Raw genomic sequence first — 21,043 nt, forward strand, 5'->3', positions numbered from 1 at the left:
GTGCTGGCTAATTCGCTCTCTTGACCGCAGTCGCCCTGAGCGTGACTGTGGTGCAGAAATCTGCACACCACGCTGAGGGAGATTGCCGTGTCACTACTGTTCATCGGGATCGACCCGAACACCGGCGACGACGAGAGCCCCACCGTCTGGGTCGACCAGGACAAGCAGGGACTCGTACTCCAGGGTTGGAAGCCCGGCCTCGAACTCGAAGCCGAATGCGCCGCCTTCACGGTCCCCGGCCACGCCGTGGGTATCCCGGAGCACGAGGCCGTGATCCGGATCCCCGCCCGGATGGTGCCGATGATCAGGGAGGCGTGCGATGCCGTCGAGCGTTCCACCGATCGCTGAACTGATCACGGGTTGCACCCACTCTGCGGTGCACCTCGAAATGCGTGACGCCTACGCGGTCGACAAGGAGCGGCACCAGTTCGAGGCGTGGCGGCAGGGCTTCCGGCACGACCCAGCCGACCGCGCCTCCTGGTGGCGGCCGTGGCTCGACCTGATCCAGGAGAACGTCGGGCGTGGTGTCGTCGTGCGCCGGGCCCGCATCGTCTCGGAGCCCGTCAGCGAGTACATCCGCTTCGAACACTCCGGCACCTTCACCAACGTCGCCGCCGGCGAACAGGTGCGGTGGCTCCCCCGCCGCCAGGCCAGCAGCATCGCGCTGCCAGGCAACGACTTCTGGCTCTTCGACGGCCGGCTGATCCGGTGGAACCACTTCACCGGCGACGGCCATTCCGCCGGGCAAGAACTCTCCGACGATCCGACCGCCGCCAAGCTGTGCGCCACCGCGTTCGACGAGGTGTGGGCCAGAGCCATCCCGCACGACCAGTACGAGATTCACTAGCAGAAAGCGCCGGTACGCCAGCTCATGCCCGTCTCCCCGTCCTCCTCCGCCCAGGCCGCGCGCAAAGCCGTTGCTGAACGGCTCCGCAGTCTCCGCAAAGAGGCAGGGCTGACCATCGCCGAGCTGGCGGACCAGTGCGGCTGGCACCACTCCAAGACCTCCCGCATCGAGAATGCAGTCACCGCGCCCACGGCCAACGACATCCGCCAGTGGTGCGCCGCTACAGGGGCGAAGTCCCAGGCGCAGGACATCGTCGTGCAGTCGGTGCACGCCGAGTCGCTGTACAGGGAGTGGCGTCACGAAACCCGCCGCGGCCTGACCCGGCTTCAGGAAGAGACCGGCAAGCTCTTCCGGACCACCGATCTCTTCCGCGTGTACTCATCCACGCTCGTTCCGGGTCTCCTTCAGACCGAGGGCTACGCGGCCGGTGTCCTCGCCGCAGCGGCCCGCTTCCGCCAGCTCCCCGGCGACGACAGCGCCCAGGCCGCGCGGGCCCGGGTCGACCGCTCTCGGATCATTCACGACCCCGGGCGCCGCTTCGTCCTGCTCGTCGAAGAGTCTGTCCTGAACTGCCAGATTGCCGACGTAGACGCCATGGCCGCGCAGCTCGGCTACCTGCTCACGGCTGGCGCAATCCCCACCGTGTCCCTCGGCGTCATCCCGGCTGCCGCGCAACTGCGCTCCCAGTGGCCCCGCGAGACCTTCCACGTGTACGACGACAAGCTCGTATCCGTCGAGCTGGTCTCGGCCCGGATGCGGATCAATCAGCCGTCCGAGATCGAGCTGTACATCAGGGCGTTCGAGGAACTCCGCAGCATGGCCGTGTACGGCTCCGAGGCGCGTGCCCTGGTCCTCAAGGCCATCGACGCCCTCGGCTGACCCCGGACGCACGAAAGCGGCCCGCCCTCCCGAAGGAGGGCGGGCCGCGGTCAACGCATGAGGAACTGGGCGATCACTCCGGCGCCTGCGCCGAGGACAGCAGCGCCACCGGCCGCACGCCAGATCGTGTGTTCCAGGGTGCGGAGGCGGGACTCGTGGTCGGCGACGTCCTTGCTGAGCTCGGTGAGCCCCTGGCCGATGGTGTCGAGCTTGGTCTCCACTCGGTTCACGCCATCGCTCAGGGATCTCAACTCCTGGTACATCTGGGCCGACGAGATGTAGACCCCGGCAGGCTCCGGCGCGGGGGCGGTCACTCGCGGCTCGCGGTGTCGTCCGTGCGCAGCCAGCCGGGCAGCAGGGCCTGGACGCCGGGGAGGGCCATGACGCGGGCGAATCCGCCCGCGACGGCGAGGGCGCCGACGACCCAGGGAAGGGCCGCGGTACGCCGGAGGCGTCAACGACGGCCGGGAGGACGACGGCGATGCCGAGGGCGGTCTGGAGAATGGTGCGCAGGGTGCGCTTCGCGGCGTCGGACATGGGTCAGGACTCCTTCTGCGCGGTGAGCGCGGCCAGGGCCGCCGCGAGCGCGTCGACCTTCTGTTCCAGGCGGCGGACGACGATCTCGATGCTGTTCAGGCCCGTCGCCGGCGCGATGAACGGGGTGGCCTCGTTGGTGGCCGGGTTGGGGTTCTTCACGATCCCGTCGGTCGTCCACACCTTGCGGACGTCGTCGGTGGACAGGGACACGTCGTTCTCCTCGCTGTCGTTGGTGCCGTCGCCGGGGTTCCAGCGCCTACGCCAACCCACGCGCCAACGCCGACTTCGCCCGGAACCGGATCGCCACCCACCTCACCGCCGCCCGCACAGCCCTGGCCGAAGCCACCAGCATGCTGCGCAGCGGCGCCAAGAGCGCGGACCTCGACGATCAGCGCGTTCTCGCCGCACGAAAACGCAGCCCGCAGACGGTCTCGGCCGCTCCCGGCCAATCCTCCCCACCTCCGGCCGAATCCCCCGCACCGGCGCCGCCGAACCCGGGACGAAGGCGCTGACGCGACGACCGCCCTGACATCACGTCTGCTCCGGACATCGGCCGACCAGCCCGAGCCACCCCGCCCAACCCCCGAAGACTGCGAATACACCAGCGCTGACCGGCCCCACCCATGCCGTGGCCCTGCGCACCACGGCCACCGCCTTCGACGCCCACCGCGGCAAAGCCTGGTGAAGAGCACGTGTCCGAAGGCGCCGTATTCCCCACCAAATGGCGATCAGCACCGTTGTCGACTGGACATACGGGCAGGATCGCGCACTATGCGGTCGCAACGCCCAGGAAGCGCAGCACCGCCAGGACGCGGCGGTGGTCGGCGTCGGCCTTGGGCAGGTCGAGCTTGGTGAAGATGCTGTTGATGTGCTTGGCGACCGCGCTCTCGCTCACCACCAGCTCGGCGGCGATGCCGGAGTTGGACCGGCCGCCCGCCATCAGCTCCAGCACCTCCCGCTCGCGCGGCGTCAGCCGGTCGAGCGGATCGCTGTGCCGGCGCACCAGCAGCTGCGCGACGACCTGCGGGTCGAGCGCGGTGCCGCCGGCCGCCACCCGGCGTACCGCCTCGGCGAACTCCTCGACGTCGGCGACCCGCTGCTTGAGCAGATAGCCGACGCCCGAGGTGTTGGCGGCGAGCAGATCGGCCGCGTACCGCTCCTCTACGTACTGCGACAGCAGGAGCACGGCGGTACGCGGGTACTGGCGGCGGATCACCAGCGCGGCGCGCACTCCCTCGTCGGTGAAGCCGGGCGGCATGCGCACGTCGACCACGGCGATGTCGGGCCGGTGCTCCTCGACGGCCGCCAGCAGCCCTTCTGCGTCGGCGACTTGCGCGCACATCTCGAAGCCGGCCGCCTCCAGCACCTTGACCACACCGATGCGCAGCAAGAGGGAATCCTCGGCGATCACGGCGCGCACGGCAGCTCCACGGTGATGACGGTCGGCCCCCCGGCGGGGCTGCGGCAGGAAAACGTGCCGTCGACGGACGCGACGCGCTTGGCGAGCCCGGCGAGCCCGGTGCCGCCGGCCGCCGCGAGATCCGCGCCGCCCGCTCCGTCGTCCGCGACGACCACCAGCAGTGTCTCCCCGATCCGGTCCACGGTCACGTCCGCCCGGGTCGCCTGGGCGTGTTTGACCATGTTCGTCAGGGCTTCGGAGACCACGAAGTACGCGACGGCCTCGACCGTGGGTGAGGGGCGCTGCGGCAGGTCCACCGCCACGCGCACCGGGATCGGGAGGCGGGCGGCGACCCCGGACAGCGCGGCGTCGAGGCCGCGGTCCTCAAGGACGGCCGGATGCAGACCGCGCACCAGGTTGTTCAGCTCGGCGATCGCCTCCTTCGCCTCGCGGTGCGCCTCGTCGATCACCTTGCGGGCGTCCTCCGGCAGGTCGCCGAGGGTGGACCTGGCCAGGCCCAGGTTGACGGCGAGTGAGACGAGGCGCTGCTGCGCGCCGTCGTGCAGGTCGCGCTCGATCCGCCGCCGCTCGGCGTCGGCGGCGTCGAGCACGCCGGCCCGGCTCTCGGCGAGGTCGGCGACCCGGCGGGCCAGCTTCTCCGTGCGGCTGGGGCCGAGCAGGACCTCGGCCGCCCGGGTCTCCAGCCGCACCAGAGCGCCGGTCAGCCGGGGCCCGAGGAACAGCAGGGCGAGACCGCCGGCGGTGATGTACGCGGCCTGCGTGGTGTACCCGACGTCGGTGACCCGCCATTGCGAGGGCAGCGCCCAGATCCACACGTAGAGGGAGGCGGCCACGAGAGCGACGGCCCAGACGGCGAGGACGGCGAGGTCCAGGACAGCGAGCAGTGGACCCGCCACGGCGTGGTAGCAGACCTGCCGCCACAAGGCCCGCGTGGTCAGCCGGCGCACCGCCGACTTCCAGTTGCGTCCCGGCCCGGGTACGGCGGGGCGCGGGAGGTCCTTGCCGACGAGCGCCCGGTAGCGCCGCCGCTGCCCGACGGTCAGCAGGGGTGTCACCGCGAGCGTGAGCAGCACGGGCAGCGCCACGAGCGTGAGCAGCACGGGCAGCGGAGTCACGGCCGGCACCAACGCCGCCAGCGTGCCGACCAGCCAGAGCCACAGTGGCACCACGGCGAGGTGGAGCGGCAGGCCGGCGGCGACGAGCGCGGTCCGGTGTCCCGCCCTGCGGAACGGCCGGCCCGGCACCAGCTGCAGCCACGTCGTGAGTTGCATGCGTCAAACGGTAAAGCCGCAGGCCATCCCCGTGCCATGACGCTCCCGCCCGGTTCGGGGGTGCACTTGTCTCCACCCCGGGTCGGAACCCTGCGTGACTGACGGCGCCCTGGTGTGCGGCGGAGGGTGGAGCACGTGAAGGGGAGAGCCGGCGGGGAGCGGGGGAAGACGATGCGTCAACTGGGCTTGTGCGATGAGGAAGTGGCCAGCGCCGTGGCCAGCGCCGAGGACTTCGGCCGCGCCGAGGTCATCCCGCTCCACGAAGAGGCGGAGGAACCGCGCCCGGCGCGGGGCATGCGGCGGGCCGGGTGGCTGCTGGTCGCCTGCGGGCTCGCCCTGCTGCCGTGGCTGTACGTGCTGGCCACCGGCCTGCCGGCCACCGCGACCGCGGCGCACTGGCCGGTCGCCTGGGTCGGGCTCGACGCGCTGGAGGCGCTCGGCCTGATCGCCACCGGCCTCCTCGCCGCCCGCGGCGACCGGCGGCACGCCCTGGCAGCCGCCGCGACTGCGACGCTGCTTGCGGTGGACGCCTGGTTCGACACCACGACCGCGGCCCCGGGCGGCGACTTCGCCACCGCGGTCGCCATGGCGCTCGGCGCCGAGCTGCCGCTCGCCACGCTGTGCGGCCGGCTGGCGCTGCGGGCGCTGAGCCGGCCCGCGTGACGCCGACCGCCCGACTACGTACCACGGACCGAATCGATCCACCGGAGAACACCATGCACCGCATCACCACCGCCCCCGTCGCCCTGATCCCGGCCCGGACCCGCTGGGCGGTCGCCGCCGGCGCGGGCGCCGCGTTGGCCGCCGCCTGGTGGCTGGGCGACACGGCGCCCTATCCGTACGCCCAACGCGGCCTGCTCGACGTGCCGTTGCCGTTCCTGACCGCCGACCGGATGGACGCCGTACTGCGGCTGCGGCCGGGGGAGCGGATCCTGGAGATCGGCCCGGGGACCGGACTGCAGTCGCTGCACGTCGCCCCGCAGCTCGGGCCGGAGGGACGGCTCGATGTGCTCGACATCCAGCAGGAGATGCTCGACCACGTGATGTGCCGCGCGGAGCGCGACGGCCTGGCGACGATCACGCCCACCCGCTCGGACGCACGTGAACTGCCCTACGCCGACGGGGCATTCGACGCCATATACGCCGTGACCGCGCTCGGCGAGATCCCCGAGCCGGATCGGGTACTGCGCGAGGCGGCACGGGTGCTGGCACCAGGCGGGCGACTGGTGATCGGCGAGTTCTTCGACCGGCACTGGATCCCCTTCGGCCGGCTGCACCGGCTCGCCGACGCCGCCGGCCTCCACCTGACCGAGCGCCGCGGCCCAAGCCCGGCATACCTCGCCCGCTTCCGACCCTGCGGAGCCCACGCGCCCGTTCGCCAGGGCGAGCACCTCGCCGACGGCGACCGGGAAAGCGACGACGGGAAAGCGTGAGCACCACACGTAGGGACCGCGATCACCGAGCTGAACAACCTGGTGCGCGGTAGGCCGCTCCAAGAGGCGAGCGGGCTCCGCCCCAACCGCGGCCAGCCACGAAAACCGCGGCGCCCCCACGAGGTGGGAGGGGAGTCCTGTGGCTTCTGCTGCGTGAATCCGGTCATCGATTGCGCTGGGCTCCTCTCCGGCAGCAAGCCCGGGCGGCGGCCATAACGCGAATGCGTCCAGCAGCCTCGCGGAGTTCTGCGAGTGGGCCTGTGGTGGTGCAGTGCCGACCGGCCCATTCCGCGCGGTTTTCGGCGGTGGTACCCAGCCACAGGTGAGCGGGGCTGGTGTAGCCGTGGGAATCGCAGCGGTGGCAGAAATCTGGTCTTCGGTGCCGCACCAACCGAGCTGGGGCATCGCCCCGTGGGCCAGTCGAAATGCGAACAGATGGACGTGGACGGTTGCCCGGCGTGATTCCCCGGGCAGGCTGGCGGCGCGAAATACTGGTCGAGATCACCTATTGATGACGTGCGGTATTCACCGCCAGGCAGGGTTGCGGCTCGGCAACCACGGACCGAACAGAGACTCGTACTCGCCTGCATCGCTCGTGAGGACGAAGTCGGGCACCGTCGCTGACACCGCAGCATGCAGGCGGGCCAACAGAGACGGGACGGCGCCGAGTTCCAAGCCCAGCGCACGAGCGACCGTTACTCGATCCGCGTCCGTCTCGGGCTCGTTCGCAAGCTCGTCATAACGAAGGTGATCGACGGTGGTTCGCATGACCGTCAGATCGCCGGATCCCGAGAACTTTAGGCAATCCCACCAGGACGGCAGCCCAACCGTGATCTCCAACGCTTCGGCCAGGCTGCTGCCGATCAGACCAGCCTGTCCTTCGGAGCTGGCATAGAGCACAGGGCGGTCCTTGCCGCCCTCACCGCAGAGGAAGAACGTTCCGCCCGTGTAGTCGCCTGCGATGCCCTCCAAGGCGATCCCGGACGAAAGGCGAATGTGCTCGCCGGGATCGCTGCGTGAGAGATCAAACTCGCAGACACGCCAGAGTACCTCGGCGAGACCGAAGTCCCGCCGGATCGAGTCGAGGATTGCCTCATCACGAGTCACCCGGCGGGTGATAGCAGTGAAATCAACCCCGGCGATTTGCCCGCCCGCTGGGGCTCTGACAGGGATCGTTCCGGGGTCTTCAGCTCCACGACAACTGCTTGCTCGCCGGCCGCTCTCCAAGTCCTGGCAAGTTTGGGCAAGTTCCTGGCTCGGCAGCCCGGTCACGGGCAAGCTCTGGCACAGAGATCCTTACCGGCATCCGAGGAGGACATCATGGCCCTGCGCAAGCTCGGCAAGGACCCGGAGAGTCCGAGTGGCGGCTCGCCCACCCTCTACCTCGACGAGGAGAAGGACAGCTACCTCGTGCAGGGGTGGAAGGTGGAGGACGCCGAGCGTCTCGGGCAGATGGACATCCCGGGCCATGAGTCGGTGGTGGAGATCCCCCGGCGCATGGTGCAGTTCTTCCTGGAGGTGAAGAAGGATGACGAGGACCCCGACGTTTGAGGAGCTGTTCCGCGACTGCCAGAGGACGGCTGTCCATCTGGAGATGCGCGACGCCTACATGAAGTCGGACCCGGCCTTCGTCGACTGGAAGGCCGGCATGGTCCTCGACCCCGCCGAGCGCTGGGCCGACTGGCACGCCATCGTCACGGAGGCGACCTCGCGAGGCGTCGAGGTCCGACGTGCCCGCGTCGTCTCGACACCGGTCAGTGAGTACATCCGCTTCGAGTACGACGTGACGGACGGGCTGAACATCGCGGCCGGCGAAGGCGTGCGGTGGCTCTCACGACGCAACGCGACCGACATCGCGCTTCCGGGCAACGACTTCTGGCTGTTCGACTCCCACCTCGTGCTCGTCAACCACTTCGACGGCGAGGGCGAGAATATGGAGGTCGAGCTCACGGAAGACCCCGAGGTGGCGAAGCTCTGCGAGGCGGCCTTCGAGGCCGTGTGGCAGCGTGCGACGCCCCACGCGGCGTTCGATCTGGTCTGACAGCCCGAACGGCACCGTCGCACCGACATGACATCGCCATCTTCGAGCGTCCAGGAAGCCCGCAAGGCGCTCGGACAGCGTCTGGCCGAGATCCGAAAAGCGGCCGGACTCACCAAGCGAGCGTTGGCCCAGAGCAAACGGTGGGCTGCGACGCCGGCGGCTGTGTGCCCGGCGTACCGGCGTAGGCGCGGACGGCCTCGTCATCAGCAGACTGGCCAGCCACAGCCCTGCCGTCCTCGACGTCACCTGCTTCAACTCGGACGGCTCGATCGCCACCATGTGCGGCAATGCTCTGCGGTGCTCCGCCTGGGCCGCCCACCGCGATCACGGCTTCCTGCAGATGAGTCTCCACACGGCCGGCGTGGAGCACGAGTCGGTCGTATCCGACGACTCCGTGTGGGTGACGGCCGAGAACGGCGCGGTCCACCCCCGGCGCTTACAGGCCGTCATCAACGGCAGACCGATCTGGTGCCGCGTTCCTGGCACGGCTCCGTGCGCGCACGGAAAGCCAATGGGCCACCGAAGATGCGCAGAGGCGGCGGCGTGAGGCTGCAGCGGCTCAGTCGGCGCGGTCCCGGAAGCGGTTCCGCCGCCTGTGCCGGATTGTTCTTCTCGTTGCAGTTCCATCGGGCGCTCTGTGGGCCAGGAGTGAAGATGCAATCTGGGCCGCTGTCGTTCCCTCCTGCCTCGCCGGATTGGGACTGCTTAACACCCTGGGTGACTAGGCGTGTTTAGTGCACTGCACGGATGCCGGGCGATCACCTCACGGACTGGATGACGTGATCGCGGGAACGGTTCCTCGTGCAGTGGCGGAGGATGAAGATCAACTGAGGCTTGACGCTACGGCCACAGACTTCCGTTGACACGACTAGATGCAGGTCGACGCGTACCTACCGGTCGGAACAGTGAGGGTGCGGGACCTGGCGAACGTACTGGTCAGCGCGTCCTTCTGCGTGAGCGATGCGTGAGCGGACGGAACCGCACAGGCCATCACGGAGAAGACCGGGTCACGAGTCACATCAGTCCTGACCAGGTGGTTTCGGACACCGAAGAACCGTCCGGAACCACCCAGCAAGCTTTGGCCAGGACTTTTGATCCATTGGTTGTGGGTTCGAGTCCCACACGGCCTACCGAGGAGCCCCAGCTCAGACCTCGTCTGGACTGGGGCTCGCGGTGTTTCCCGGGCTTGGAGATCGCTTTTCGGCCCGGTGCCGGCCCGAAGTGCCGCCGACACGATTCGGCCGGCGGGCCGGAGACCTTCTCGGTGGGGTGGGTGTTTGCCTACCTCAGAAGTAGGTTTCGGCCCATGGCGCTTGCCGGTCCCCTCGCAGCAGCATGATCTCCGGGTCACAGCGCGTGGCCCGGAAGACGGGACGGGGGGGCGGATATGTGGCCGTTTCCGGTGGACGGGGCGCCCTGGCCGGGGGGCGTGCTCGTGGCACTGACCGCGGTCTGTGCCGTGCTGGCCTTCAGGGCGGAACAGGCGCGGGACCGGCCGGTGCGTACCGGGCGACCGGCTGGGCGGATCGGCTGGCCGGTCGTGGCGGGACTGGTGGGCACGGCCGCGTACGGCAGTGTGCCGGCTCTGCTGCTCGCCCTGCACAACACTGCCGGAACGGGGGGCTACATCGTCACCGTGCCGGATCTCCAACCCGACGGGCTGCTCGCGGCGGCGCTGCTGATGGCCGGTCTGCTGGCCACCACGCTGCTCCCCTCGGCGCGCGTGCCCGGGCGGTGGGTGCTGCCCCTGGTCGCAGCGGTGACCGGCGAACTGCTGGAATGGACGTACTGGCTCACGCATGCGCTCACGCGTTCCGCTGTTTCCTACGGCCTGACACCCCTGAATGTCCTGGTGGGCTGTGTGAGCATCCCGGTGCTCGCCGTCCTCGCCGGTGCTGCGCTGCGCCGGCCGGCGAACGGCAGGCCCGGGCGCCTGGCCGGAGCCGATGCGCTCAGGTCCGCGCGCTGGGCCCTGCTGCTGCCCGCCGTGATGGTGATGACCGGTGACCTGCTCGGCCTCGATCTGTGGCGGTCCGCGTCGCCGGGCACCGGGATCGGGCCGGCCGTGACGAGTTACCTGGTCGGGCTGGCGCTGCTGGCGGCCGTCGTGGCCGGGCTGGTGCGGTGGCCGAGGGCGGCGGCGGACCTGGCGGCCCTGGGGCTGGTGGGGATCGGGGCGTACGACGTCGCCCAGAGCGGGTTCGGGCAACACCTGCTGGAGGTGCGGAAGTTCGGCTCGCCGGGCATGCCGGCGCCGTCCCTCGACTTCGAGATGGTGGCTCACCATGCGTCGGTCCTCGGCGGCATCCAGGGGGCGGTGCTGCTGGCCCTCGGGCTGTGGCTGCTGCCGAGGACCGTGCTGGCGGACGCCGGTCGGCTGCTCGGTCGCGGGCCGGACCCGGCGCTGGCCCGGCGGGTGCGGGAGCTGACCGAGACGCGGGCCGATGCGGTCAGTTCCGCGGCCGCGGAGCTGCGCAGGATCGAGCGGGACCTGCACGACGGCGCACAGGGCCGGCTGGTCACCATCGGGATGAACCTCCGGGTCGCCGAGGAGATGATCCACAGCGATCCGCACGAGGCCGCCGCACTCGTCGTGGAGGCCCGCGTCGCCTCGGCGGCGGCACTGGAGGAACTGCGCGGTCTGATCAGAGGGATGCACCCGCCGATGCTGGCCGACCGGGGGCTGGGGGAGGCGGTCCGGGCGCTCGCACTGGACCTGCCCCTGCCGTGCGAGACCGAGATCGATCTGCCCGAACGGCTCGCCGCCCCGCTGGAGTCGGCCTGCTACTTCGCCGTCGCCGAGGTGGTCACCAACGCCGTCCGGCACGCCTCGGCGCACGGCCTCCAGATCCGCATGGTCTGGACGGCCGGTCTGCTGCGCATCGAGGTGGTCGACGACGGAGTGGGCGGCGCGGATCCCGCCCGGGGCACCGGGCTGGCCGGGGTGGAGCGACGGCTGGCGGCCTTCGACGGCATCCTGGCGGTCAGCAGCCCGCCCGGCGGGCCGACGATCGTGGTCATGGAGGTGCCGTGCGCGTAGTCGTCGCGGAAGACCTCTTCCTGCTCCGGGAGGGGCTGGTCAGGCTCCTCAAGGCACGTGGGTTCGAGATCGTGGCGGCCACCGACAGCGCGCCGGGCCTGCTCGACGCACTGCTCGGGTTCCGGCCGGACCTCGCGATCGTGGACATCAGGCTGCCTCCCACCCACACCGACGACGGACTCCGCGCGGCGCTGACCGCCCGGGAACGGATACCCGGGCTGCCGATCCTGCTGCTCTCGCAGTACGTCGAGCAGATCTACGCCCAGGAGCTGCTCGCCGACCGGGCCGGAGGGGTCGGCTACCTGCTCAAGCACCGGGTGTTCAGCGACGACCAGTTCGTCGACGTGATCCGTACGGTCGCCGCGGGCGGCACGGTCATGGACCCCGAAGTGGTCACCAAGCTGCTCGGCCGTCGCAGCCGCGGCGCACGCGGGCCCCTCTCCAGGCTTACCGAGCGGGAACGCCAGGTGCTGGAGCTCATGGCCGAGGGGCGCTCCAACAGCGCCATCGCGAACCGGCTCTTCATCAGCGAGAAGGCCGTGTCCAAGCACAGCACCAGCATCTTCACCAAGCTGGAGCTCGCCCCCTCCGACGACGACAACCGCCGTGTGCTGGCCGTGCTCACCTATCTCATGTCCGCGCCAGGTGAAGGCCGCATTCCACCGAGTCAATGAACTGATCAGGACCGAAACGCTGCCGGGCCGGGCCGACGGCCCGAGCGCCGGACGCAGCTCAGTGCTGCCCGGAAACCCAGGGAGGGTCTGTGACAACCCCGTTCATGAACCAAGACGGAATGACACGCCGTCGCGTGCTCGGAGCCGCGGTGGCAGTCGGGGCCACCGTGCCGATCGGCGTCGCAGGCCGGGCGAGGGCGGCTTCGACCGCTCCGGGCCCGGTGCAGCTCACTCTGCCCGCGCCCACCGGACCGTACCCGGTGGGCACGGTGCCCCTGCACCTCGTCGACACTTCACGTCCCGATCCCGTGGCAGGCCCCGGGCATCACCGCGAGTTGATGGCCGCCGTCTGGTACCCCGCCCGGGGCGTCGAACGGTATCCACTGGCCCGCTGGACGTCCCCCGCCGTGGTGCGGGCGATCCTCACGTCGGTGGGCTGGCCGGCCGATGTCGCGGTGGCGCCGCTCACGGCCGGTCACGAGGGCGCACCGGTGCGGCGAGCGGGCGGACGACTGCCCGTCGTCGTGTTCTCGCACGGCGCGCACGATCACCGTGCGGACACCACCATCGTGGTGCAGGAGCTTGCCAGCCACGGGTATGCGGTGGTCACGGTGGATCACACGTACGACGCGTTCAGCGAGTTCCCCGACGGCCGGCTCACCGTCCCGCTCGACGAACCCGCCTTGGGAGCACGGGACTTCGCCACGGACATCCGGTTCGTGCTCGACCGCGTCGAGGACCTCGCCGCCGGGCGCAACCCCGACGCCGAACACCGGCCGCTGCCGGCCGGCCTGCTCGGCGCCCTCGATCCGCAGCGCATCGGCATGTTCGGCTGGTCGAAAGGCGCGACGGCGACCGCCCTCGTCATGAGCGAGGACCAGCGCGTCCGGGCCGGGCTGAGCTTCGACGGGCCGATGCAGCCGATGGTCACCACCGACCTGGACCGGCCGTTCATGCTGATGACCGCCGAGTTTCCGCGGGCCACGCAGCCGAGCGTCGCCGAGTTCTGGTCCCACCTGCGGGGGTGGCGGCTCAACGTCCAGGCGGAGGGCGCGGTGCACTCGTCGTACTGCGACGTACAGTTCCTGATCCCGCAACTGGCGCAGGCCGTCGGGATGAGCGACGCGGACCTCCAGGGCTGGATCGGCACACTCGATCCGGCCCGGGCGGTGCGGATCCAGCAGGCGTACCCGCTCGCCTTCTTCGACCTGCACCTGCGCCACCACCGAGGGCACCTGCTCGACGGCCCGTGCCCGGCGTTCCCGGAGGTGAAGTTCATCCCATGAAGCGATGGGCCGCGTCACCCCCGGCCGGCTCGCCGCCATGACAACCAACATCCCTTGCTGCGCGCAGTAAGGAAGCCGACTGCCGTGCATCCCGCCGTGGAACGCCTCGTCGAGCGGCAACCGGGCACGCCTCTGCCTGACGACTACAAGGAGTTGGTGGTGGCACCGAGCAAGATCATGCCAGGGCTCTCGATCCCATGGTTGTGGGCTTGAGTCGGTGCGGGTGCGGTGCCATCCGCCGTGTGTGCTCCGGCCGAGATGCAGCCGGAGCGGAATGGTCAATGCCTGTCGATGAGGCGGTTTGCGTGGCGCCTACATTGATCAAAGACGGCGCAAACTTTCGGGACGTCGCCGAACCCGCGCCGTCCCATCGGCGCTCGCCCTCCCCAAGGTGGCCTAATCTCCCCTCAGTTCCAGCGAACACATGACTGGATTTCACGGGTCGCACGCGCCGAACGCCGGTGCCTTCAGCGGCCGGGGGGAGACAACGCGTTCATGGGACGCAGACATCCGCTGGCGGCGTCCGCAGGTCTCGCGGTGCTGCTCGTCGGCTGCCTCGGGTCGGGCGCCGCCCACGCGGACACCGTCGCCGGTACGGCGCTGTACGTCAACGACGCGGCCGCCGGCTGCAGCGACACCGGTCCCGGTTCGGCGGCGGAGCCCTTCTGCCAGATCCAGCCGGCCGCGGACGCCGCGGGTCCCGGGGACACCGTGTGGATCACGGGGAGCGGGCCGGCCTACGCACCGGTGACCATCAGGTCCACGGGCACCGCGGCAGCACCCGTCAGGTTCTTCGCCGCGTCCGGCAGCACCTCGACCGTCGACGTCGCGGGCAAGGCCTCGGCGATCACCTTCTCCGGCGCCCGGTACGTCGACATGGCGGCGATCCGCGCCCGTACGGCCGGTGCCACCGCGCTGGCCGTCGCGGACTCGCAGCACATCACCTACCGCATCGCCTCCGCCCAGAGCAGCCTCGCCGCCACCGCTCCGCTGATAGCGGTCGACGGCTCCTCCTCCGACATCTCGCTCACCCGCCTCCACGTCTTCCTGCCGTCCGGGCCGGGCTTCGCCGCCGCGGCCGGGGCGCGGAACATCACGCTCGCCGGAGACCTCTTCCAGGGCGGCGGTGTCGAGGCCGCGGGCACCACGGGCATCGACCTCGCGGGCGACACCTTTTCGACTGTCTGCGGCGACGCGGTCAGCCTGACCGACGGCAGTTCGGGGTCGGTGGAGAACGTCGTCGCCCGGGTCGACGGTACGACGTGCTCCGGCACCGGCACCCCGGCCGAGATCGCGGTGGACGCCGCCTCGGCCCCGCAGGTCACCGCGGACTACAACGCGGTCAACCCGCTGTCGACCGGCACGGACTACGACTGGGCCGGCACCGCGTACGCCACCGCACAGGCGCTCGGGGCGGGCACCGGGCAGGGCACCCACGACCTGGACCAGACGGATCTGACGATCCCCCCACTCGGGCTGCCCGCCGAGCACTCACCGCTCGTCGACTCGGGTGACGCCGACGCCCCGGGCGAGCAGTCCACGGACATCGACGGCCACTCCCGGGTCGACGATCCCCTGGTCCCGGACACCGGCGCGGGCACCGGCCACGTCGACCGGGGCGCCACGGAGTTCCAGGACCCGCTCACCGTGAGCGTCGGCATGGGCACCGGGTACGTCGGCATTCCGGTCACCGCCACCGCGGGGTTCGGCAATCCGTGGTCGGACTCGCTGGACGGGTTCACGTACACCTTCGACTTCGGGGACGGTACGACCGTCACCTCCGCCACCGGTTCGGCCACCCACACCTACACCCAGGCCACCACGAGCGGCTACATCCAGGTCGTGGTGCTGGTGGACAGGGCCGACGGCACCCGGGTCGGCGGCGGCGACCTCTGGTACCGGGTCGAGCCGACACCGGACCTCGCCTCGGCGGTCGGCTGCGGGAACGCCCCCTCGGAGCCGGACGTGGCCGACTGCTGGTACGACATCGACGTCGATCCGTACGCGATCACGAGCGACCGGATCACCTTCGGCGACGGTTCGAAGACCGTCTCCGCCACCGCCCTCAGCGACACGCTGCGGCACAGCTACCCGGCTCCCGGCACCTACACCGTCACCCAGAAGATCACCGACGCCGGCGGGCGGACCGCCACCACGACCGCCAGGGCCACGGTCGGCGCGGCCTTCGTCGGTGCGGGCCCCAAGCGCCTGCTGGACACCCGGAACGGGACGGGCGCGCCCAAGCGGACCGTGGGCGTCGGCGGTGTGGTCCGGCTGAAGGTCCTCGGAGTGGGCGGCGTCCCGGCGTCCGGGGTCACGGCGGTCGCACTGAACGTCACCGACACCGGCGCCACCGCCACCAGTTATGTGACGGCCTACCCGGACGGCACCACCCGCCCGACCGCCTCGAACCTCAACTTCCGGGCCGGACAGGTCAACCCGAACCTGGTCACCGTCAAGGTGGGCGCCGACGGCTACGTCGATCTCTACAACGCGCACGGCAAGGTGAACCTCCTCGCCGACCTGGAGGGCTACTACACCACCAAGGCCGTCAAGGACACGCAGGACATGTCGGGCCTGGCCCCGGTGACCCCCACCCGGGTGCTGGACACCCGCTCCGGCACCGGTGCGCCCAAGGGCGCGGTCGGCCCCCGCAGCACCACGACCGTCACCCTGCCGAAGTACACCCGGGGCGGGGCCACCGTCGGCGCCGTCCTCGACGTCACCGTGACCGGCGGCACCGGCAGCGGCTACATCACCGTCGCCTGCGACGGCCCCAACCCGCCGACCACGTCCACCCTCGACTACCGGGCCGGGCAGACCGTCTCCAACCTGGTCATCCCCTGCGCGTACTCCGGCGTGTTCCACATCTACAACAGCGCCGGGCACGTCCAGCTGATCGCCGACCTCCAAGCCGTGTACACCGACGACCTGGCGAGCTCGGACGAGGACCCGAGCGCCCTCACCGGCGGACAGTTCGTGGGGACCACGCCCGCCCGTTTCCTCGACACCCGTACCGGGCTGGGCGCACCCCGCAAGGCGCTGGGCGCGAACGGCACCCTCACCGTCAAGGTTGCCGGTGTCCACGGGGTCCCGGCGGGAGCCTCCGCGGTGCTGGTCAACCTCACGGGTGTCGCTCCGACCGCCAACACCCACCTGACCGCCTACGGTCACGGCAGCCTGCCGAACGTGTCCGACGACAGCCTGACCGCGGGGCAGACCCGGCCGGTCCTGGCCGTGGTGCCGGTCGGGGCCGACGGCTCCGTTCGCATCCACAACGCGCTCGGCTCGGTCGACGTCGTCGCCGACCTGGAGGGTTACTTCGGCTGATCTCCGCGCACCCGGATCCCGGTCAGTACGCCGTCGCCCACCTCGTGCAGGGCGACGGCGAACTCCTTCTCCGCGGTGAGGAGTTCATGGAACGCGGTCACCTGGTCGCGGTGGCTCACCGCGTTGTCGACGGCCACGATGCCGTACGGCTTCAGGATGCGCCGCAGCTGCGGCCAGTAGTCCGCGTAGGCCGGTCGCTCGGCGTCCAGGACGACCAGGTCGACGGCGGCGTCGGGGGTCCTGGCCAGGGTCTCGGCGCCGTCGCCGTGGACGACGTCCGCGTACTCCAGGACTCCGGCCCGGTCCAGGTCGGCCAGTGCGGCGGTGACCCGGTCCGCGTCGATCTCCACCGTCGTCAGGCGGCCGCCGGTGTCGCGGACCGCGTCGGCGAACCAGATCGCCGAGTAGCCGTTGGACGTGCCGATCTCCAGGACGGACGTGGCGCGCCGGGCCCGGATCAGCGTCGAGACCAGCCGGGCCGCGTCCGGGGTCATGTTGCGCAGCCTCAGCAGCCGGTCGGCCAGCGGGCCGTCGTGTGCCCGCCCCTCCTGGTGGAGGTCGTCGAGTACACGCGCCAGCTGGTCGTCCACGGAGGCTCCCCTCGTCGGTGTGCCTGTAGTTGCTAGCACACCGCGCCCGGCGGTGCTCAGCCCGCGTTGAGCTCCGTCAGCTCGGACAGGGGCAGCGTGTGCTGGGTGTGCAGGACCTTCGCACGCAGGTAGCGGACGTTGTGGGCGGTGCTGAAGACGCCGGTCGGGACACGGTCGCGGACGGTGACGCCGAGGCCGCGCAACTGCTCGGCCTTGTCGGGGTTGTTGGAGAGCAGGTCCAGGTCGGTGATCCCGAGGGCGGCCAGCATCTGGGCGGCGGCGGTGTAGTCACGGGCGTCCTCGGGGAGGCCGAGGGCGGCGTTCGCCTCGTAGGTGTCGAGGCCCTGGTCCTGGAGGGCGTAGGCGTCGAGCTTGTTGTAGAGGCCGATGCCGCGGCCCTCCTGGCGCAGGTAGAGCAGGACGCCGCCGCGTTCGGCGATGCGCTCGACGGCCTCGCGCAGCTGGGGTCCGCAGTCGCAGCGGGCCGAGCCGAAGACGTCGCCGGTCAGGCACTCGGAGTGCAGGCGCACCAGCGGGAGGGCGCCGGGGGCGGGCTCGCCCAGGACGACGGCGACGTGCTCCTGCCCGTCGGTCAGGCCGTGGAACGTGACGAGTTCGGCGTTGACGCTGTAGCCGTCGTTGAAGCGCAGCGGGACCCGGACGCGGGCGCGCTGGGTGGCGGCGGGGAAGTCGGTCATCGGGCTCTCCAGTGTCCGGGTGCAGGACGGCAGTCCCGGTACGGGACGTCGCGGGTGCCTGCTTCAGATTTGAAGCAGATCCACGGCTGGAACCCTACCCCATGCTTTAAATTTGAAGCAACAGATTTCCGTACGGTTTCGGGAAATCGAGTTCAAGATCAGGGGTTCACGATCCGGAACAGGGGGACGACCGGCGCCGCCACGGCAGCTCGTCCGCCGTCGGGCGCGGGGTCGACTCGTCGCCCTCCAGGGCCCGGGCGATCACCGAGCTGATCTCCTCCAGCTGCTCCACCTGCTCCGCGGAGAGATGGTCGAAGACCGCCGCCCGTACCGTCTCCACATGCCCCGGCGCCGTGCGCTCCAGCACCGCCATGCCCTCGTCCGTCAGGATCGCGAAGCTGCTCCGCTTGTCCCACTGGCAGTCCTCGCGCCGGATCAGCCCGTCCTTCTCCAGCCGGGTCACGGCGTACGTCAGCCGGCTCCGCGTGATCTTCGACTTCTCGGCCAGATCGGTCATGCGCAGCTTGCGCTCCGGCGCCTCGGAGAGGTTGGCCAGGATGCCGTAGTACAGGTGCGGCATGCCGGCGTCCTGCTGGAGCTGCCGGTCGATCGCGTCCTCCAGGAGGTGCGTCGCCGCCATGTAGGCGCGCCAGGCGCGCTGCTCCTTCGGAGTGAGCCAGCGAGTCGTCATGCGACCAGTGTAGGTTTGTTTCAAACTTTAACCAAGCGTCCGTGTCAGAGCGGTCGGTCCGACCCCGGTCAGCCGGTTCGCCGCCGACCGGTCAGGCAGCCAGTCAGCCAGCCAGCAGCCAGTCAGTCAGCCAGCCCGCCCGCCGAGAGTGAGCGCGTCCGATGCCGTACCCCTTCGTCCTGCTGTCCGCCGCCGTCTCCCTCGACGGCTACCTAGACGACACCGGCCCCGACCGGCTCCTGCTCTCGTCCCCCGCCGACTTCGACCGCGTCGACGAGGTACGCGCCTCCGTCGACGCCATCCTGATCGGCGCCGGCACCATCCGCGCGGACAACCCCCGGCTCCTGGTCAACTCCCCGGAGCGGCGCGCGGCCCGGACCGCCGCCGGCCGGCCCGAGTACCCGCTCAAGGTCACGGTCACCGCGACCGGCGACCTCGACCCGGACGCGAAGTTCTGGCACACCGGCGGCGCGAAGATCGTGTACACCACGGACGAGGGCGCGCGGCGGGCCCGCGCCCTCGGGATCGCCGCCGACGTCGTCTCCCTCGGCGCCGACCTCGACTGGCGGCCGCTCCTGGAGCACCTGCACGACGTACGGGGCGTGCACCGCCTGATGGTCGAGGGCGGCGGCACCGTCCACACCCAGCTCCTCCAGCAGGGCCTGGCCGACGAAGTCCAGCTGGTCCTGGCCCCCCTCTTCGTCGGCGACCCGAAGGCACCGCGTCTGTTCGGTCCTGGCGGGTACCAGGCCGGGCGGCTACGGCTCCTGGACACCCGCCGCATCCAGGACGTCGTCCTCATGCGCTACGAGCCCACGGCCCCCGGCGCGGGCGGCACGGCGTCCGCCGCGGACCGGCACTGGCTGCGGCTCGCCTGCGAACTGGCGGCCGAGTGCCCGCCCTCGCGGACCGCGTTCAGCGTGGGCGCGGTGGTGGTCGCCGCCGACGGCACGGAACTGGCCCGCGGCCACTCCCGGGAGGCCGGCGACCCCGTGGTCCACGCGGAGGAGGCGGCCCTGGCCAAGATCCCCCCGGCCGACCCCCGGCTGGCCACGGCCACCGTCTACACCAGCCTCGAACCCTGCACCCACCGCGCCTCCCGCCCGCACCCCTGCGCCGAGCTGATCCTCCGGGCCGGGGTACGACGGGTGGTGACGGCGTGGCGCGAGCCGGACACGTTCGTGGCGGCGGCCGACGGGACGGGGATGCTGCGGGAGGCGGGGGTGGAGGTGCTGGTGCTGGGGGAGTACGAGGACCTGGCGAAGGCGCCGAACGGGCATCTCCTCGGCCGAAGCTGAAGCCGAAGCTGAAGCCGAAGCCGAAGCCGAAGCCGAAGCCGAAGCCGAAGCGGAGGGGCGTCTGCTCACCTGAGGTCAGCCGAGCCGGTGGCGCAGCGGCTCGGCCGTGGCCGTCTCCGTGCCGGTCGGTGGCTCGGCGGCCGTGAGGCTGGCGAGCAGGGCCAGGCGCTCGGCCGACGGGCTGCCGGGCTCGGCGTGGAAGCACATCATGGTGAGGCTGTTCGTGCCCAGGACCGCCAGCTTCTCGATCCGGAGGTCCAGCTCGCCGACCTGAGGGTGCCGCAGCAGGGCCCGCCCGCCCTGCTTCGGGCGGACGTCATGGCGCGCCCACAGATACCGGAAGCGCTCGCTGTGCACGGACAGTTCGCCGACCAGGGCGGACAGCCGCGGGTCGCCCGGATCCTCCCCGGCCGCCACCCGCAGCGTCGACGCGAGGCCGGCCGTGGCGAGGTCCCAGTCGCGGTGCAGGGTGCGCACGGCGTCGTTCAGGAACACCTCCCGGGCCAGGTTCGCCCCGGGCCGGTGCGCGGGGGAGAGGGCGACGGCCAGGGGGGTCGCCGCCCGTACGTCGCAGAGCCGCCCGGCCACCACCACGGGCAGTGCGGACCACGACTCCAGGAGCATCCGGATGCCCGCCGGCACCTGCTCGCCGCGCGGCCGGGAGCGCCGGGGCGGGGCGGAGGCCGCGAGCTGGTGGAGGTGGGCCGTGCCCTCCGCGTCCAGGTGCAGGGCCCTGGCGAGGGCTTCGACGATCTGCGGGGAGGGATGGCGGTTGCGGCCCTGTTCCAGCCGGATGTAGTACTCCGTGCTCACCCCGGCCAGCAGCGCCAGCTCATGGCGGCGCAGCCCCGGCACCCGCCTGCGGCCCGCGTCCGGCAGCCCGAGCAGCTCCGGGCTCAGCAGGGCCCGGCGCGCCCGGAGGTACTCGCCGAGCGGCCCCGGCGCGTGCTTGTCGCTGCCCTGTGCCATGAGGCCAGGCTAGGCGGCGCGGCCGCGCCGATCCTGTCC

At 71.1% G+C, this 21,043-nt stretch carries 22 protein-coding genes and 1 pseudogene; 13 read left to right on the forward strand and 10 right to left on the reverse strand.

The annotated features are described in order from the left end of the window. Positions 1 to 87: 87 nt before the first annotated feature. The 3 genes from SSP29_RS12915 to SSP29_RS12925 are packed head-to-tail and all read left to right on the forward strand — an operon-like array spanning position 88 to position 1,726. Entirely contained in the window at positions 88 to 348 is a 261-nt protein-coding gene (locus tag SSP29_RS12915) for a hypothetical protein (protein WP_089100670.1), read from the forward strand. Then, positions 320 to 847 (forward strand): DUF6879 family protein, encoded by a 528-nt coding sequence (locus SSP29_RS12920; protein ID WP_089100671.1) that lies wholly within the window; start codon positions 320 to 322, stop codon positions 845 to 847. The genes SSP29_RS12915 and SSP29_RS12920 overlap by 29 nt, the downstream gene beginning before the upstream one ends. 24 nt (positions 848 to 871) lie before the next feature. Beyond that, positions 872 to 1,726, forward strand: a complete 855-nt coding sequence (locus tag SSP29_RS12925; RefSeq protein WP_089100672.1) for a helix-turn-helix domain-containing protein — start codon at positions 872 to 874, stop codon at positions 1,724 to 1,726. A gap of 50 nt (positions 1,727 to 1,776) precedes the next feature. Here SSP29_RS12925 and SSP29_RS12930 read toward each other — a convergent pair whose 3' ends face one another. The 5 genes and pseudogenes from SSP29_RS12930 to SSP29_RS12950 form a co-directional block, all read right to left on the reverse strand. Further along, entirely contained in the window at positions 1,777 to 2,040 is a 264-nt protein-coding gene (locus SSP29_RS12930; RefSeq protein WP_089100673.1) for a hypothetical protein, read from the reverse strand. After that, positions 2,037 to 2,263, reverse strand: a pseudogene (locus SSP29_RS59675) (hypothetical protein). The gene SSP29_RS12930 and the pseudogene SSP29_RS59675 overlap by 4 nt, the downstream one beginning before the upstream one ends. A gap of 3 nt (positions 2,264 to 2,266) precedes the next feature. Continuing rightward, positions 2,267 to 2,533, reverse strand: a complete 267-nt coding sequence (locus SSP29_RS12940) for a hypothetical protein (RefSeq protein ID WP_089100674.1) — start codon at positions 2,531 to 2,533, stop codon at positions 2,267 to 2,269. A 499-nt stretch (positions 2,534 to 3,032) separates the two neighbouring features. Further along, positions 3,033 to 3,683, reverse strand: coding sequence for a response regulator transcription factor (locus SSP29_RS12945; RefSeq protein WP_089100675.1), 651 nt, complete (start codon positions 3,681 to 3,683; stop codon positions 3,033 to 3,035). Further along, positions 3,671 to 4,954 (reverse strand): sensor histidine kinase, encoded by a 1,284-nt coding sequence (locus tag SSP29_RS12950; RefSeq protein WP_089100676.1) that lies wholly within the window; start codon positions 4,952 to 4,954, stop codon positions 3,671 to 3,673. The genes SSP29_RS12945 and SSP29_RS12950 overlap by 13 nt, the downstream gene beginning before the upstream one ends. 135 nt (positions 4,955 to 5,089) lie before the next feature. On the opposite strand from SSP29_RS12950, the gene SSP29_RS12955 reads away from it, so the two are divergent. Beyond that, complete coding sequence (locus SSP29_RS12955) at positions 5,090 to 5,617, forward strand: hypothetical protein (protein WP_089100677.1); 528 nt, start codon at positions 5,090 to 5,092, stop codon at positions 5,615 to 5,617. A 53-nt stretch (positions 5,618 to 5,670) separates the two neighbouring features. Next, positions 5,671 to 6,387 carry a class I SAM-dependent methyltransferase gene (locus tag SSP29_RS12960; RefSeq protein ID WP_150134056.1) on the forward strand — a complete coding sequence of 239 codons (717 nt, stop codon included), beginning with the start codon at positions 5,671 to 5,673 and terminating at the stop codon, positions 6,385 to 6,387. Positions 6,388 to 6,912: 525 nt separating this feature from the next. Here the strand turns inward: SSP29_RS12960 and SSP29_RS12965 are convergent. Further along, the gene (locus tag SSP29_RS12965) at positions 6,913 to 7,494 is read right to left on the reverse strand and encodes a hypothetical protein (protein WP_089100678.1); all 582 of its coding nucleotides are present in this window, start codon (positions 7,492 to 7,494) and stop codon (positions 6,913 to 6,915) included. Positions 7,495 to 7,707: 213 nt separating this feature from the next. On the opposite strand from SSP29_RS12965, the gene SSP29_RS12970 reads away from it, so the two are divergent. The 7 genes from SSP29_RS12970 to SSP29_RS13000 all read left to right on the forward strand — a co-directional run bounded on the left by SSP29_RS12970 (position 7,708) and on the right by SSP29_RS13000 (position 16,758). Further along, positions 7,708 to 7,938, forward strand: a complete 231-nt coding sequence (locus SSP29_RS12970; protein WP_089100679.1) for a hypothetical protein — start codon at positions 7,708 to 7,710, stop codon at positions 7,936 to 7,938. Then, positions 7,916 to 8,428, forward strand: coding sequence for a DUF6879 family protein (locus SSP29_RS12975; RefSeq protein WP_150134057.1), 513 nt, complete (start codon positions 7,916 to 7,918; stop codon positions 8,426 to 8,428). The genes SSP29_RS12970 and SSP29_RS12975 overlap by 23 nt, the downstream gene beginning before the upstream one ends. Positions 8,429 to 8,639: 211 nt before the next feature. After that, complete coding sequence (locus tag SSP29_RS12980; protein WP_245883098.1) at positions 8,640 to 8,975, forward strand: diaminopimelate epimerase; 336 nt, start codon at positions 8,640 to 8,642, stop codon at positions 8,973 to 8,975. 888 nt (positions 8,976 to 9,863) lie between these two features. Continuing rightward, a complete protein-coding gene (locus tag SSP29_RS55525) occupies positions 9,864 to 11,468 on the forward strand; it encodes a sensor histidine kinase (protein WP_245883079.1) in 1,605 nt (534 codons plus the stop codon). Next, positions 11,459 to 12,142 (forward strand): LuxR C-terminal-related transcriptional regulator, encoded by a 684-nt coding sequence (locus tag SSP29_RS12990; protein WP_089100681.1) that lies wholly within the window; start codon positions 11,459 to 11,461, stop codon positions 12,140 to 12,142. Before SSP29_RS55525 ends, SSP29_RS12990 begins: the two co-directional genes overlap by 10 nt. Positions 12,143 to 12,261: 119 nt before the next feature. Then, positions 12,262 to 13,428, forward strand: coding sequence for an alpha/beta hydrolase family protein (locus tag SSP29_RS12995; protein WP_245883080.1), 1,167 nt, complete (start codon positions 12,262 to 12,264; stop codon positions 13,426 to 13,428). 495 nt (positions 13,429 to 13,923) lie between these two features. Beyond that, positions 13,924 to 16,758: a PKD domain-containing protein gene (locus SSP29_RS13000; RefSeq protein WP_089100683.1), complete on the forward strand. Its 2,835-nt coding sequence runs from the start codon at positions 13,924 to 13,926 to the stop codon at positions 16,756 to 16,758. Here SSP29_RS13000 and SSP29_RS13005 read toward each other — a convergent pair. The 3 genes from SSP29_RS13005 to SSP29_RS13015 all read right to left on the reverse strand — a co-directional run bounded on the left by SSP29_RS13005 (position 16,746) and on the right by SSP29_RS13015 (position 18,737). Continuing rightward, positions 16,746 to 17,348: an O-methyltransferase gene (locus tag SSP29_RS13005; RefSeq protein WP_089100684.1), complete on the reverse strand. Its 603-nt coding sequence runs from the start codon at positions 17,346 to 17,348 to the stop codon at positions 16,746 to 16,748. The genes SSP29_RS13000 and SSP29_RS13005 overlap by 13 nt on opposite strands. Before the next feature lie 56 nt (positions 17,349 to 17,404). Continuing rightward, positions 17,405 to 18,046, reverse strand: coding sequence for a GTP cyclohydrolase II (locus SSP29_RS13010; protein WP_089100685.1), 642 nt, complete (start codon positions 18,044 to 18,046; stop codon positions 17,405 to 17,407). Positions 18,047 to 18,212: 166 nt separating this feature from the next. Next, positions 18,213 to 18,737 (reverse strand): MarR family winged helix-turn-helix transcriptional regulator, encoded by a 525-nt coding sequence (locus tag SSP29_RS13015; RefSeq protein ID WP_089100686.1) that lies wholly within the window; start codon positions 18,735 to 18,737, stop codon positions 18,213 to 18,215. Positions 18,738 to 18,898: 161 nt separating this feature from the next. Between SSP29_RS13015 and SSP29_RS13020 the strand changes: the two genes are divergently transcribed. Then, positions 18,899 to 20,035 carry a dihydrofolate reductase family protein gene (locus SSP29_RS13020; protein WP_089100687.1) on the forward strand — a complete coding sequence of 379 codons (1,137 nt, stop codon included), beginning with the start codon at positions 18,899 to 18,901 and terminating at the stop codon, positions 20,033 to 20,035. A 75-nt stretch (positions 20,036 to 20,110) separates the two neighbouring features. Here SSP29_RS13020 and SSP29_RS13025 read toward each other — a convergent pair whose 3' ends face one another. Further along, the gene (locus tag SSP29_RS13025) at positions 20,111 to 21,004 is read right to left on the reverse strand and encodes a helix-turn-helix domain-containing protein (RefSeq protein ID WP_089100688.1); all 894 of its coding nucleotides are present in this window, start codon (positions 21,002 to 21,004) and stop codon (positions 20,111 to 20,113) included. Between the last annotated feature and the right edge of the window lie 39 nt (positions 21,005 to 21,043).

It is taken from the genome of Streptomyces hyaluromycini, assembly GCF_002217755.1.
Lineage (GTDB): Bacteria > Actinomycetota > Actinomycetes > Streptomycetales > Streptomycetaceae > Streptomyces > Streptomyces hyaluromycini.

Coding starts and splice junctions, on each gene's coding strand:
- SSP29_RS12950 (WP_089100676.1), bottom strand. CDS start 4,954: ATGCAACTCACGACGTGGCTGCAGCTGGTGCCGGGCCGGCCGTTCCGC.
- SSP29_RS12925 (WP_089100672.1), top strand. CDS start 872: ATGCCCGTCTCCCCGTCCTCCTCCGCCCAGGCCGCGCGCAAAGCCGTT.
- SSP29_RS13025 (WP_089100688.1), bottom strand. CDS start 21,004: ATGGCACAGGGCAGCGACAAGCACGCGCCGGGGCCGCTCGGCGAGTAC.
- SSP29_RS12975 (WP_150134057.1), top strand. CDS start 7,916: ATGACGAGGACCCCGACGTTTGAGGAGCTGTTCCGCGACTGCCAGAGG.
- SSP29_RS12995 (WP_245883080.1), top strand. CDS start 12,262: ATGACACGCCGTCGCGTGCTCGGAGCCGCGGTGGCAGTCGGGGCCACC.
- SSP29_RS13015 (WP_089100686.1), bottom strand. CDS start 18,737: ATGACGACTCGCTGGCTCACTCCGAAGGAGCAGCGCGCCTGGCGCGCC.
- SSP29_RS12970 (WP_089100679.1), top strand. CDS start 7,708: ATGGCCCTGCGCAAGCTCGGCAAGGACCCGGAGAGTCCGAGTGGCGGC.
- SSP29_RS13020 (WP_089100687.1), top strand. CDS start 18,899: ATGCCGTACCCCTTCGTCCTGCTGTCCGCCGCCGTCTCCCTCGACGGC.
- SSP29_RS12960 (WP_150134056.1), top strand. CDS start 5,671: ATGCACCGCATCACCACCGCCCCCGTCGCCCTGATCCCGGCCCGGACC.
- SSP29_RS13010 (WP_089100685.1), bottom strand. CDS start 18,046: ATGACCGACTTCCCCGCCGCCACCCAGCGCGCCCGCGTCCGGGTCCCG.
- SSP29_RS13000 (WP_089100683.1), top strand. CDS start 13,924: ATGGGACGCAGACATCCGCTGGCGGCGTCCGCAGGTCTCGCGGTGCTG.
- SSP29_RS12920 (WP_089100671.1), top strand. CDS start 320: ATGCCGTCGAGCGTTCCACCGATCGCTGAACTGATCACGGGTTGCACC.